The 12,823-nt window shown below is 69.6% G+C and carries 15 protein-coding genes; 3 read left to right on the top strand and 12 right to left on the bottom strand.

The window, feature by feature from the left end:
* Nucleotides 1-110: 110 nt before the first annotated feature.
* On the bottom strand, nt 111-503 hold the full coding sequence (locus tag ACFWRT_RS13710) for a hypothetical protein (RefSeq protein WP_380949175.1): 393 nt from the start codon (nt 501-503) through the stop codon (nt 111-113).
* Between the two features lie 424 nt (nt 504-927).
* Here ACFWRT_RS13710 and ACFWRT_RS13705 point away from each other — a divergent pair, with 424 nt between their 5' ends.
* A complete protein-coding gene (locus ACFWRT_RS13705; RefSeq protein WP_380949176.1) occupies nt 928-1,437 on the top strand; it encodes a helix-turn-helix domain-containing protein in 510 nt (169 codons plus the stop codon).
* A 487-nt stretch (nt 1,438-1,924) separates the two neighbouring features.
* On the top strand, nt 1,925-2,086 hold the full coding sequence (locus ACFWRT_RS13700) for a hypothetical protein (protein ID WP_380949177.1): 162 nt from the start codon (nt 1,925-1,927) through the stop codon (nt 2,084-2,086).
* A gap of 68 nt (nt 2,087-2,154) precedes the next feature.
* Here the strand turns inward: ACFWRT_RS13700 and ACFWRT_RS13695 are convergent, their stop codons facing one another.
* From ACFWRT_RS13695 to ACFWRT_RS13675, 5 genes are all read right to left on the bottom strand, one after another.
* Nucleotides 2,155-2,427 carry an adenylyltransferase/cytidyltransferase family protein gene (locus tag ACFWRT_RS13695; RefSeq protein WP_381121299.1) on the bottom strand — a complete coding sequence of 91 codons (273 nt, stop codon included), beginning with the start codon at nt 2,425-2,427 and terminating at the stop codon, nt 2,155-2,157.
* Between the two features lie 153 nt (nt 2,428-2,580).
* A complete protein-coding gene (locus tag ACFWRT_RS13690) occupies nt 2,581-3,408 on the bottom strand; it encodes a hypothetical protein (protein ID WP_380949179.1) in 828 nt (275 codons plus the stop codon).
* A 122-nt stretch (nt 3,409-3,530) separates the two neighbouring features.
* Nucleotides 3,531-4,499 (bottom strand): hypothetical protein, encoded by a 969-nt coding sequence (locus ACFWRT_RS13685; RefSeq protein WP_381121282.1) that lies wholly within the window; start codon nt 4,497-4,499, stop codon nt 3,531-3,533.
* 195 nt (nt 4,500-4,694) lie between these two features.
* Nucleotides 4,695-5,048, bottom strand: a complete 354-nt coding sequence (locus tag ACFWRT_RS13680) for a hypothetical protein (protein WP_381121280.1) — start codon at nt 5,046-5,048, stop codon at nt 4,695-4,697.
* A gap of 76 nt (nt 5,049-5,124) precedes the next feature.
* Complete coding sequence (locus ACFWRT_RS13675; RefSeq protein WP_380949181.1) at nt 5,125-5,481, bottom strand: hypothetical protein; 357 nt, start codon at nt 5,479-5,481, stop codon at nt 5,125-5,127.
* A 272-nt stretch (nt 5,482-5,753) separates the two neighbouring features.
* Between ACFWRT_RS13675 and ACFWRT_RS13670 the strand changes: the two genes are divergently transcribed.
* Entirely contained in the window at nt 5,754-6,122 is a 369-nt protein-coding gene (locus tag ACFWRT_RS13670) for a hypothetical protein (RefSeq protein ID WP_380949182.1), read from the top strand.
* A 7-nt stretch (nt 6,123-6,129) separates the two neighbouring features.
* On the opposite strand, the gene ACFWRT_RS13665 is transcribed toward ACFWRT_RS13670, so the two are convergent.
* From ACFWRT_RS13665 to ACFWRT_RS13640, 6 genes are all read right to left on the bottom strand, one after another.
* A complete protein-coding gene (locus ACFWRT_RS13665) occupies nt 6,130-6,843 on the bottom strand; it encodes a transposase (RefSeq protein WP_380949183.1) in 714 nt (237 codons plus the stop codon).
* Between the two features lie 316 nt (nt 6,844-7,159).
* On the bottom strand, nt 7,160-7,993 hold the full coding sequence (locus tag ACFWRT_RS13660) for an SDR family oxidoreductase (RefSeq protein WP_380949184.1): 834 nt from the start codon (nt 7,991-7,993) through the stop codon (nt 7,160-7,162).
* An 87-nt stretch (nt 7,994-8,080) separates the two neighbouring features.
* Nucleotides 8,081-8,545, bottom strand: a complete 465-nt coding sequence (locus tag ACFWRT_RS13655) for a GNAT family N-acetyltransferase (RefSeq protein ID WP_380949185.1) — start codon at nt 8,543-8,545, stop codon at nt 8,081-8,083.
* A complete protein-coding gene (locus tag ACFWRT_RS13650) occupies nt 8,542-9,882 on the bottom strand; it encodes a UDP-glucose dehydrogenase family protein (protein WP_380949186.1) in 1,341 nt (446 codons plus the stop codon). Before ACFWRT_RS13650 ends, ACFWRT_RS13655 begins: the two co-directional genes overlap by 4 nt.
* Nucleotides 9,883-10,050: 168 nt before the next feature.
* Nucleotides 10,051-11,349 carry a class-III pyridoxal-phosphate-dependent aminotransferase gene (locus ACFWRT_RS13645; RefSeq protein ID WP_380949187.1) on the bottom strand — a complete coding sequence of 433 codons (1,299 nt, stop codon included), beginning with the start codon at nt 11,347-11,349 and terminating at the stop codon, nt 10,051-10,053.
* Between the two features lie 97 nt (nt 11,350-11,446).
* Nucleotides 11,447-12,703 (bottom strand): hypothetical protein, encoded by a 1,257-nt coding sequence (locus ACFWRT_RS13640; RefSeq protein WP_380949188.1) that lies wholly within the window; start codon nt 12,701-12,703, stop codon nt 11,447-11,449.
* Between the last annotated feature and the right edge of the window lie 120 nt (nt 12,704-12,823).

The following is a 12,823-nucleotide window of genomic DNA, read 5'->3' as shown; positions in this document are numbered from 1 at the left end:
GCTGCGGGCCTGGATATGGCAAACCGGGCCGGAGGATGCCTTGCACCTCAACCGACCCGGTTCACTGGACGCCTCCCTTCCCGGTCGTGCGCACGATCTGTGACGCCCACTCACTTGGCGGAGCTGCTGATGGAACCGCTGACCTGGTCCGAGGTCTGGACGATCACCGTGCCGCCGCCGAGGTCCGTGATTGTCTGCTGGCCGCCGGAGCCGATCATCGAGATCAGCGACCACCCGCCAGTTCCCAGCGCTCCGCCGACGAGGATGAGGAGCGCGATTGTGCCCCAGCCCGGCAACTGATTCGCGGACTGCGGGTTGGCCATCAGCTTCCTGATCAGGAGTACGCCGCCCCAGATCAGGCCGACAACGCCGAGAAACATGAGCAGAAGGCCGCCCCAGATCTGGGCTTGGAACTTGGCGTTCTGCAGGAAGCTGGTCATGTCCCAGGCCGCACTCGGCAGGGAGGCCTGTGTGAGGGCAGCCGCCTCGTAGATCTTCGTCATGGTTCTTTCCTCTCGCCTTTCAAATCGTTCCGCCGTGTGAAGGCGAGTCGCGAAGCGGTAAGCGCAGACCGCTCATCAGGGCGGGCAGTGATACAAGATGGAATGCTAGATGGCCTGCTGTCGACTCTCCTGCCAGCTCGTATACGTGCGCATCGATAATCGCTAATCTACCTCATTCAAATGGCGATTCCCATGGGTCGCAAAAGGTCTGTCGACAAGGAGTCGAGGGGTGCTCGGGAACGAGGCGAGTCGGCATCGTGCCGCTCGATCGCAGGGCCGTGGTGCATGCCTGTGGATTCCGCAGTGCGGGATGTGTAGTGTGCTGCTCCAGCGCTGCTACGACGCTGGTCTGCTCGATCTCGTGGCGGGCCACCCCAGGCATCCCCGTCGACCGCGGTCTTGAGCCAGGAAGTATCAAATCGCCATGAATCCACTGCCCGGCGACCTTTTCGCTCGCCGACTTCGCCAAGAGCGCGAGCGCCTCGGCATCAGCCAGGCAGAACTGGCGCGCCGTATGGCCGCACTGCTCGGCACGAACGTCGACTCAACCGCGATCACGCGTATCGAGCAGCAGACCCGTGCTGTCAGGCTCGACGAGGCGGTCACCGCTGCCGAGGCCCTCGGGGTCCCTCTGGTCGTACTGGTGAGCGACAGCTATGCCCGCGAGAACGAGGCTGAGATCCAGAACCAGCTCGCTGAACTCGCACTCGCCAAGCAGGAGTGGGAGAAGCTGCGCCAGAAGATCCACCGGATTACCCAGACCATTCAGCAGCTCTCCGCCGAGCGAGATGCCTTTTGTTCGCACGCCCTGGACGTCGACCCTGAAACCGCCGGCGACTACGAGCTCGCCCCTGAGATCCGGGCCGCTCTCGACGCCTCGATGTGTGATGCCCGCACCCAGCCAGCCGGAGAGGCCGCAGCTCCGGACGCATGACGCTGTTGCGGGCGGCCTGGTTGTACTCCCGATCGTAGGCGTTCACCCTCTCGGGCTTCCGCCATCGGTCAGCTCTGGCCAAACTCGCCGCAGCAGGCCCAGCATCGAAGGCCGTCGACGGCGACCTGGTCGTCGTCCCGCTGCCGATCACGACCGTCCCCAACATGGCCGTGGGCGCCAAGATCCGCGTGGGCGGCGGCGAGCCGGTGGCCGAGGTGGTGTTCACCGGCGTGAACATCGAGGCGACCGGCTCGCCGAACAGCAGCCCTTGACCTATCGGGCCGGTGGCTGGACGGGGAGAACCGGACAGTAGCCCTCGCCTGAGGCGAGGAGGGCAGGCGCCTGCGCCTGACCCAGGGGAGCCCAGAAACCCCAGTGGACCCAGGGATGCATCCCCCTGAAGCAGAAGCCGTGATCTTGACCCGGGCCCACGAGATCGATCCCCGCATCGCCGAGATCATCGGACAGTGCGGCTAGGCTCCTGGGCATGGGATTCGACTGGGAGAACGTGCTCGGCACGAGCGGCAACAGCCTCAACGATGCCTACGACAGCGCGGTCTCCGCGGTCATTTACAGTGAGGACCCGGGGGGCGACCGTCGGCCACTTCCGGTTGGCGAAGAGCGCGACGACGCGGACGGCCTGCGCTGACCTGAGCACACAGATGAGAACGCCCCGGTGAGCCGGAGAGTGCCGGACGGAAGGCGACCGAGTTCATTTCACTCTCCGGGCTCGCCGACGACCGGCCGGTCCTCGCCCTTCAGGCTACATACGAAAGCATCACAAATGATGCACACGATGAGGGCCTCACCCGGGCGGCGGGCCTGTTCGAGCAGCGAGAGGTGCGAGTGCAGAAGGTCGAAGCAGCCGCCGGCCCCGGCGGCCTTCCCGCCGCGAGCTCGTACGCGAGCGGCCAGCCCCAGAAGGTCCGTCCGACCCTGGGCGGGCGGGGTCGCAGCCCACGTCCCGGGTTGCGGCGGAACCCGGGCCACCACACCCTCACGCTTCTCAGACCGCCTCTTGCGGGCCGACTGCTCGTTCTCCAGTGGGGCGGGGACTCTCCTGGCCCACGGAGATGAGCGCAGCCGCCGGGGTGAGGGACGACCTGACCGAAGACCGGCACACCGGCCAACAACTGTCACGTTTCACGACTTCAGCAGGGGCGACGGGCTGACGGCCGGGATGAGCGAGGCGGTCAGGGCGGTGAGTAGCCGGGTGTTCGCGGTCTGGTCGTGGCTCAGGTCGAACTCTTGGCGCGGCAGCCGGTTGAGGTGCTCGAGAACCTCCGCGCGGGCCCTAGGCGTCCCGGTGTTGCTTCCTTCGGTTAACCCGAAGATGTTGGGGTAGCGCTCCTCGTTCGAGGTCACGAAGATGCTGCTGGTGACTTCGGGACGGCGGGTCGCGTTCGCGTGTGCAGGGGATCCGGAGGACGGGGTGACGCGCGGGAGGAGAATCCCGGCCGCGGTGCCGGTGGTGGCCAGCGACAGGCCGAACCGGCGGGTGAGCTGCTCGGGCCAGATGTGTGCCTTCAGTTCCCGTCCGGATGCGGACATCAGCGTACTCGCCCGCTCGGTGGTGAGGACGTTGGTGACGCGCTGGTCCTGGGTGGGATGAGGCGGTTCGCTGGCCTGAAGGTGGGAGCGGGCAGAGTGGGTGAAGGTGAGTGCGTGGAGAAGTCCGAGGCCGACGGCGGCCGTGGCGGGCCACGGCAGGAGGTGGAGCGTGCCGTCGGTGTGGGGGCGGGCGAAGCAGCAGTCGTTCGCCAGCAGCGCGGCCCCGGCGGAGGCCAGGGTGAGAGCGGTCGTGATCTTGCCCGCTCCGGAGTCGCACAGGGCAAGCAGGGTACGTCCGCCGGGGAAGACGACGCCGGAGGCATGGAGCAGGACCCAGCCGTCGCCGATAAGCCGCGCACGCATCATCTCGCGGGCGAAGCGGGTGGCGGCGGTCGCCAGCCGTGTCGGCCGGCCCGGCAAGGCTGCCGGCTGCAGGGCTCGTTGGCTTGATATCCGCAGGCGCTGCTCGGCGGGGGCGTACTGGAAGGCGAGGGCGGGTCCGACAGGGTATGCGCGCTCACGGTCCCGTCTGGGTGGCGGGTCTAGCCGACGGGTTCGCGGGCGAAGACGGCATGCTGCGTATGCGAGCCAACGACGGGGGCGCGGTGGTCACCGTCCACGACGGTGACCACCGGCCCGGTGACGGCGGTGCTCTCCTCCGGGGGTGAGGCCTTCCAGTACCGGCCGAAGTACCTGGTCGCCCAGTCGGTGACCCCTGGGGTGTTGGAGTGGATGGTGACGACTCCCTGGCCGGCGGTCAGGGAGAGGGCATTCATCACGGCGGGGCCTTCCGGTCGGCCCGGCAGGCGCCGGGGGCGGGGTCGTGTGCTGCTACGCGCTGGTCCGGGACGCATCAGGGTCAAAGCGTCCGGCGCCCGCTCGCGCAGAACATCGGCGAGCCGCGCGATACGGCGCAGCGGTTCGAGGTCGGGCGCGGGTGGGGCGGCTTCGGCGAACAGGGCCGCGGCCGCGTGGCGTACGGAGGTCTCCAGCGGGGAGTCCGCGAGGACTTCGTCGTGCACGACCGCGCCGTCGCGTACAGCGGTGAGCCGGTGCTGGTTGCGCTCGAGTTGCCAGCCCCCGGGTGGGGTGACGGGTTCGAGATGCAGGGTGAAGCGGGTTCGTCCGGCGTGGACGGTGACGTGCCGGTAGCGGTCGTCGGCCGCGCGAAGTCCCTGGCGCCACGGGGGCCGTGGTGCGGGTGCGTCGTCGTCGGCCTGCCCCGGGCCGAGGAGCGAGGAGGTCAGCTCCAGCCGCAGCGCGCCCGGGGCGCCGGGGCGGGGGAGGTCGACTCGCTCGGTCAGGGCGGCGACGAACAGCGCCGGGTCGTATTCCGGCTCGGTCGTGGTGGTGGCCGGGTCCAGGGCCAGGTAGTGCTCCCATGCTGGGGCGGGCAGGATGCCGCGGGTGACAGCGAGCATGTGCAGCCATTCGTAGCCCAGCACGCCGTAGTCGCGGTCGATGAAGCGCCCCGAAGCGCTGTCGGGACGCCGGTCCTTGGTGAAGAGCACCGTGGAACGACTCCCCGCACCGACGCCAGTGCGCGAGTAACTCCGGTGACTGCCGGACCAGGTCGTAGCGGGGCGGTCCGCCCCACAGATGGACGAACGGAACGCCTTGCGCTCCGGCCCACTCCAGCAGCTCCGGCACGTCCAGGCCCCGAACGCCGATGCTGTAGAGCCCCATCCCGACCGCACTCACGCCGCTCACGCAAGCCTCCAGTCCAGCAGCAGGACCGGCTCGGCCGGGCGGCCCGGGCCGTCGAGCAGGGCGAACAGGTGCGGCGCCTTCTCGCCGGGCACCGTCCGGCACCAGAACGTGGCCAGGGCCGGATCGAGATGCCCCGTGAGCCAGCACCAGGCCGTGGTAAACGCGGCCTGGTGCGCGCCCTCGGCGGCGGGTGCCAACTCGTGCATCCCCACCACGCTCCAGCCGGCCCGGTGCACCTGGAGCGCACCGAGCGCGACGCCCCCGGCGGGAGTGCCGAGCAGACCGAGAATGCCGCCGGGCGAGGTCAACATGGCCGCGGTCGCCGGGACGCCGGCCGCGTCGAGGACCAACCGTCCCCGCCTGGCGCCCTTGGACGGTACACAGATCACCCCGGAGCTCGGCGGATCGCGGCGTGCCGACGCGTGGTCACCACCCGGACGCTGGTGGCCCCGCGGCGGGACAGCTCCAGCACGCAGCCGAGCGCGACCGGCCGAGCGTCATGTACCCGGCCTCGCGGTCCGCCCCCGCCAGATGCCGCCGCTCGGTGCCGGGGCTGAGCACACTGAACCGGTCCGCCACCATGCCCGGCCCCGGCACCGCCGCCGCAGCCAAGTGCGCCCGCACTTGGTCCTGACGGCGGGCGGCGGCCGGGCCGTCCTCGAACTGGCGCAGCACCACCGGACTGCCGTCGAGTAACCGCTCCAACAGATGGCCGCTTGCCCGCCACCACACCGTCGCGGCCGTGTGCGCGTCCAGCACCTCGACCGCCCCCGTGCCGGCCACCGGGTCCCCGTCCGACGCCCCCCGGGGCAGCCACGAGCCGCGTCACCTGCTGGCGCGAGTCGACGTCCATCACCACCGGCGGCGCCCCCGGCCGGTAGCAGGATCGCGGCTGGCGAGACGTTCGACGTGAGGGTCAACGCACACTGACACCGCGACGCCCCGGCCACTTGTCCTGGACGCTGTTGGCGAACTCAGAAGTTGAGCCCGGTGTGAGTTGGAGCTCGCACCGGGCTTTCCTGTCCAGGCCAGTGCTGAGGTGCGAGGATGCGTAAGTGGTGACGGATGCAGAGTGGGAGCGAGTTCAAGGTGAGCTGCGCTTCGGTCAGGTCTTCACGGGCACCGTCGTCCGGGTGCCCAGGCCGGGGGCGATTGGTGTCTTCGTGGACATTGGCCTCAGTGTCGGAGGGTTCGTCGACGTCGTGCTCTTGCCTCGTCGGCGAAGCGAAGACTGGCCTGTCGAGGGAACAGTGACTGAGTTCGAGGTCTGGTGGGTGCACAGCGGTCACCAGCAGATACGGCTGAAGCCCTCTGACCCGCGGTATCTGTGCGAGGACTTCGCCGACTTCGTTGCCCGATACAGGCCCAGTTGGCCAGTCGATATCGGCAAAGCCGTAAGCGGTTCTGGGGCCATCAATCCGTGAGCGCTGCTCAGCCCTCACTCTGCTGAAGAGCCGCAAAGTGTGAGACGCGCGTGCGGGCATGGCTGGTACCGGAGAGCCAGGCGTCGATGCGGGCGAGGTTGATGGCGGCGCCCGTGAGTTGGTGCTGGAGGCTGGTCTTGGTCAGGCCGCGATAGCGGGACCTGCGCATATCGCAATGTTGGACGCCTTGAGCAATGGTGCCCTCGACGCCGGCACGGATCTTGTAGCGCTCTTTCCACTCGTCGGTCTGCTGGAGAACACGAGTCTGCCGGAGAGCCTCGTACTCTTCGCGTGGCCGGAGCGTGATCTGTCGTCGCTGCGTCGTTGGTGTGCTCAGGCAGTCACGCCGGTGTGGGCAGGGGCGGCAGTCCAGGACCGAGAAGCCGACCCGGAGTACGGGCATCCGCCGCTGCGAGCTGTAAACGGCCCACGATCTACTGGTGCGACCGTTCGGGCAGGTCACGCGCTCGTTATCCCAGTCGATGGTGAACGCATCCTGGCCGTAAGCACCATCACCGCGCAAGGACTGGACGCTGTTGACCGCCTGGAGAGGGCCGTGCAGCTCAACACCGTAGTCGCGGCGGGCGGCAACCATGGCGGGACTGTTGGCGTAGCCAGTGTCGACCCAGTGCTCCTCAGGTAGCAGCTCCCGCTGGGACAGACTGGCATGGACCACCGCGGCCATGCGGTCTTCATTGATCGCAGCGGCGGTGGTGGCCACGTTCCCCCGGCAGGGGGCAGAGCTGAATCGCCTCATCGCTCTCGTCGACGAGCTGGCAGTGATCCTGACCTCGCACAGATGACCCCTTTGGGATCGTGATCAGTTGCCTCGCTGGATAAGCGCGGGCGGGGCGTAGTGCGCGTGGAAATCGGCGGTTGGTGCCCGAGCGGCCGTTCGTGGGTTCGGCGGTCAGGCAGTGGACGGCGCTCGGCACGAGCAGCGGGTGGGGCTAGTAGTTCAGCGGCCGGAACCGCTTGCCGCGGCTCGTGCTGAGGTGACGTGCCCCTCGCCGCCGCGATCCTTTTCGGCGGATCGTCTACCGGCTTGCCGGGCCGAGGAAAGTCCGTGCGCCACGAAACCGGGTACGCAGTGAGCGTTGCGTAGCTCGGCTGTCGAGGCGTACGTCGAGGGCTCCTGGGATCGTGCTGCCGGCGCGCAGCCCTTTTCGTAGCAGGGAGATGTCCAGGCCGTCGCGCTGTGCGATGAGCAGGCCGAGGGCGTGTCGGCTCAGAGCATCGGGCCCGGCGGCGTGGTGGAGACCCGTGCCGCCGCTCAGGGCTACTTCCAGCAGGGTGGCGGCCAGGTCTGTGACGTGGACCGGGCAGCGGACATCGTCGGTGAACAGGGTTCCGTCGACCGTGCCCGCTGCCAGCTGGTGCACCAGGCGCTCGTGGGCGGAGCGGCCGTATCCGATGATCAGTGAGGTACGGACGACGGCGGCCTTGGGGTGTACGGCGAGGACACCTGTCTCTGCGGTGGCCTTCGCCGCACCGTAGGCGGTGATGGGGTCGGGGCGGCAGGACTCGTCGTAGTGGATGCGTCCGGTTCCGGAGAACACGGCGTCGGAGGACACGTGAACCAGGCTGATGTTCCGCCTGGCGGTGGTGATCGCGAGGTGGAGCGGTCCTTCGGCTGTGACCGCCCAGTCGGACCGGGCGCTCGCGGTGTTGATGACGATGTCCGGCTGTACCTCGGCCAGGACGGCGTCGAGGGAGCTTGGGTCCCGCAGATCGAGTCGGTGCCAGCGGGTCGGGGGCCCTTCACCTGGCCTGGTCGCGTACGTCGCGCCCACCTGGTGCCCTGCGGAGTCCGCCTGCCGGATGATCTCGGACCCCAGAAAGCCGCTGCCGCCGACGACCAGAATTGTCATGAGCGACACCGTAGTCCCATGGCCTGTACGCCGAGGGCGGCCGCTGCTGCGAGGCAGTGGCCGCCCTCGGTATGGGTGCCGACTGGTCTATGAGGTTCGTGGTGCCCATACGTATCGGATGTCGGGCTCCCGTTCGTCGTTGCCCTGTCCGTCGGTGCGTTCGGCCTCGGTGAAGCCGTGGCGCTCGTAGAAGCGGCGGGCCGGGCCGTTGACCTGGAACGTCGACAGCGACAGTCCGTCGGGCCGGCGCTGCTTGGCGAGGGCCACGAAGCGGTCTCCCAGGCCACAGCCCCGCCAGCTCGGGTCGAGGTATAGCTGCTTGAGGTCGCGGCCGTTGAGGACCAGGAGTCCCACCACCGTGTTCCCGGCGACAGCCACCCAGGTTTCGTACTGGGGGATGAGCACATTGGCGAACCAGTTCCGCACCTCCGCCGCGCTGTGGGCGCAGCGCACGGAGGGAAGAGCGGCAGCGTAGGAGCGCAGCCACACGTCGGCGGCGGCGAGCGCGTCCGCATCGTGGGCCCGGCGGACAGTTACCTCGTCGCTGGTCACGGGGTTTCCTGGTTCGGCGGGCTGGGGCGGCCGAGTTGGTGGACGGTCCAGCCGGCGGTGCGCCACGGTTCGGGGTCGACGGTGGTGCGGCAGTCGACGAGCAGGGCGGCGGCCGGGCGGTTGACCAGGGTGTGGGGGTCGGCGTGCCGGTACTCGGGCCACTCGGTGGCGAGGACGACGAGGTCCGCGCCGTCGAGAGAGGCGGCCAGGTTGTCGGTGTAGTCCAGCTCCGGGTTACGGACCATCGCCGTGGGCACGGCCTGCGGGTCGTGGACGGTGACGACTCCGCCGGCCTGCTGGAGGGCCTGGGCCAGGGCGAGGGCCGGGGACTCGCGTACGTCGTTGGTGCCGGGCTTGAACGCGGCGCCCCACACGGTGATCCGGCTGCCGTTGACGGGCCGGTCGCCCAGGGCGCGGGTGATGAGACCGAGGGCGACGGTGATGCGGTCCTCGTTGATCTCCTCGGCCGCGCGCAGGAGGGCCGCCGCCCGGTCGGCGCCGAGCTGGCGGGCGGAGGCGGTGAAGGCGCGGACGTCCTTGGGGAGGCAGCCGCCGCCGTACCCGATGCCGGGCTGCATGCCTCCGGCGCCGATGCGCGGGTCGATGCCGAGGATCTCCACGATCTGGGCGATGTCGCCGCCCGCAGCCGCGCACATGTCGGAGACGGCGTTGATGTAGGAGATCTTGAGGCCGAGGAAGGTGTTGGCGGCGCCCTTGGCCAGCTCGGCGGTCGACGGGGAGGTGACGAAGAGCGGCACGCCTGCGTCGATGATCCCGGCGTAGACCGCCCGGATGGCTTTCTCGCCCTCAGGGGTGGAGACGCCTGCGATGAGCCGGTCGGGGCGTAGGGTGTCCTCGACGGCGTGGCCCTCGCGCAGGAACTCGGGGTTCCAGACGACGTCGACCCGGTTGCCCGCGGGGGCGAGGCGCTGGACGAGGTCTGTGACCTTCGCGGTGGTGCCGACGGTGACGGTGGACTTCCCGATGATCGTGCAGGGCCGGTCGAGGTGGGGGGCGAGCTGGCGGATCGCGCCGAAGACCTGGGCGGTGTCGTAGGAGCGGCCGTCGGCGTCGATCGGGGTGCCGACGCCGATGAAGTGCAGCTCGGCGAAGTCGGCGGCCGCGCGGATGTCGGTGGTGAAGCGCAGGCGTCCGCTGTGGGTGTGGCGGGCGAGGAGCTCCTGCAGGTCCTTCTCGTAGATGGGGCATTCGCCGGCGTTGAGCCGGTCGACCTTGGCCTGGTCGACGTCGACGCCGATCACTTCGTGGCCGAGCTCGGCCATCGCCGCAGCGTGCGGGATGCCGAGGTGACCGCAGCCGATCACGGAAACGCGCATTGCAGGTCGTCCTTGTCTCGTACGGGCACACCGAAGGCGGTGTGCCCCAGACGCTATCGGCAGGCGAGATCATTTAACTGGGCGCACTCGTACGCCTGTTGGGGTTCTCGCTCGGATGTTCAGAGGTGAGTCGGGGCATGCCGGGCGGCGGGGCTGATGGCCCGGGGGTCAGCTTGCGGCCTTGAGTGCGCCGGTCAGCGCGCTGGCCAGGAACTCGATGTCGTCGTCCGTCGAGGACAGCGGGGGCGCGACGACGAACCCTTCGCTCGTGGGATCCCCGGCACCGGTGAACGGGTAGAAGAACACGCCCCGTTCCTCGGCGGCCCTCATCACCGGCCACAGCCGTCCGGCACCGACCTCCACCCCGTAGAGGAAGCCGCGCCCGCGTACGTCCCGCACCGTTGGGATGTCCGTCAGCGACGTCATGGCGTCAGAGAGCCGTTCACCGAGCGCGGCGAGCGCGGTGAGATCCAGCTGCTCCAGCTCGTCGAGGACGCCCAGGCATGCGGCCGCCATGAGGGGGTTGGCCGCCATGGTGCCCATCGCGGGCAGCGAATCGGCTTCCTCGTGCCGGAGCCAGCGGGCCGCCATGGGGGACACCAGCACCGCGCCGACGCTGGTGTAGCCGGCGCCGAGCCCCTTGGAGAGGATCACCATGTCGGGCTCGCAGCCCTCCCAGTGGTGGCTGGCCAGCGCCATACCGGTGCGCCACATCCCGGTCAGCACCTCGTCGTGGATCACCAGGACGTCCCGCTCCCGGCAGATCTCCGAGACGCGGCGGAGGTAGCCGTCGGGCGGGACGAATGCCCCGCCCGTCGTACCGTTGATGGGCTCGATCAGCACCGCGGCGACGTTCTCCGGCCCGCGGCGGTCGATCTCGTGGGCGACTTCGTCGGCGCAGGAGGCATCGCAGGCCCGGTCCGGGTGGGCGCTGCCGTGTGCCGGCGGGTAGGGAGCGGGGAAGGCGGGGCCGAGGCCGAGCGCGTCCTGCGCGCGGGGCCGGCGGGTGTGGTTGCCCGCGAGGCCGAGGGTCAGGGCGGACATTCCGTGGTAGCTCAGGGTCGACGTCAGGATGTCCCCGCGCGCCTTCCGGTCGCGTGCGCGGGTGATGGTGCGGGCGAGCTGGATGGCGACCTCGACGCCGAGGGTTCCGCACGTGGTCAGTGCCACGGAGTCCTCCGGCCGCCCCACGGCGCGGCACAGCCGCTCCATCAGGTCCATCTGGATGCGGGGCTGGACGACGGCGGCCCCGCCGAAGGTGTAGCGGTCGAACTGTTCCTGGATCCGGGCGCGGACCCGGGGGCTGCTCTGGCCGGTGTTGGTGCACAGCAGTCCGCTGGAGCCGTCGAAGATCCGGGTGCCGCCCTGCAGGTGCAGCCAGGGGCCCTGCGTGCCCACGACCTCGAAGTCCGGCAGGGGCCTGGAGGAGGTCAGAAGCCGGGGCCGGTTCTGCGCGTACGAGTCCACTGGAGGGAGTTCCTTTCTCGGGCGTGCGTGCTTGGGTGCTCTGAGGGGGTGGGGCCGCGCACCGCGCTCGCGCGCGGCCCCACGGGGTGCGTGCTGGTCAGGCGGGGGCGTGTGCGGCGGGGACGTCCACGCCGAGCTGGTGGCACAGGTCCAGGAGCATGGGGGTGGCCTCGGCCTGCACGATCGTGTCGCCGTCCTGCGGGCCCTCCAGCGGGTAGGGCATGTACTCGTCGAACTCGACCAGTCCCTCGGTGTCGAGGTAGAAGACCTTCATGCCGCGCTCGCGGGCCCGCCTCTGCACCGAGCGCCGGTCGGCGTGCAGCCCGATGACCAGGAGCGCCTTGGCCTCCGGGTCGAACGGCACGGGCGGGATCTTCTGGTCGTACCGGCGCACGAAGTGCTCTTCGAGTCCGGCCCGCGCCGCGAGGAGGTCGAAGTTGTGCTGCAGTACGGGGCCGACGAAGTGGCCGGCGTCGTGCAGGGCCTTGAGAGCGTGATGGGCGGCGGTGGGTTCGGCGAGGAAGCTGACGCGGAACATGGTGGTGAGCTCCTCGGCCTTCGCCGTCGCGTCGAGGAGCATCTCCTGCACGAGGGTGTCCTTGGCCGGGGACAGCACGAACGGGTGGGTCTGCTTCATGACGTTGTCGGTGCGCTCGGTGACCCGGTAGGCCTGGTGCAGGAAGTGCAGCGGGGGCACACCGGCTTCGACGCTCGTGCCGCAGCCGATCTCGACCTGGAAGGGCAGGTGGTTCTTCAGCTCGCCCAGGTCCTCGGCATAGGCGGGGTTGCCGCGCTCGTCCTTGATGCGGATGCCGCCGGCCAGGACGTTCCACGGCATCTGGCGCACGTTGCGGGTCACCTCGAAGTCCTCGGAGAGGAACACGACGTCCAGCGAGCAGAACCCGGCCGGCGTCGGCCGGGAGGCCCGCTCGTCCTGGGGGTGGGTGTCGTGCGGGGTGACGGTGACCCGGAGGTCGCCCTTGGCCCACGTGGTGTCGCCGGTCTGCCGCCAGCCGCCCTCGGCGAGCCAGGAGCGTACGTTGTCGCCGTACTCGCTGATCTCCGCCCTGGGGGCGAGCACCGAGGTGTAGAGGTAGAGCTCCGCGAGCACGAGACGCGGCACCGGGAAGGTGTAGTCGATGCCGTAGCGGTAGCGGTAGTGCACGATGCGGCGGCGGCCCTGGGCGTCCTCGGACCAGCCGGACTGGACGGCGTTCGCCGGGTCCTGCGTCCTGCGCCAGATGCCCTCCTCGATCGCCCGGGGCCGTTCATGTCCGGCGCCGGCGAAGTGCTCCTCCCAGGTAGCCACCTGGGAGTCGTCGAGCTGTTCGATCACGGGGTAGGGAAGGAACATCGCGTCCTCCTGGAAGCTGTTGAGCGGCGAATGAGTGGCGTGAACTTCCCGGCCAGGTGCACGGCTGCCATTCCGCCGCAGCGCGAGCTCCGGCTGCACGGTCGCCTGGCCGTGCCCGGG

The sequence above is a fragment of the Streptomyces cyaneofuscatus genome (assembly GCF_042718795.1).
Lineage (GTDB): Bacteria > Actinomycetota > Actinomycetes > Streptomycetales > Streptomycetaceae > Streptomyces > Streptomyces cyaneofuscatus_A.
This window is presented reverse-complemented; position numbering and strand designations above follow the sequence as displayed.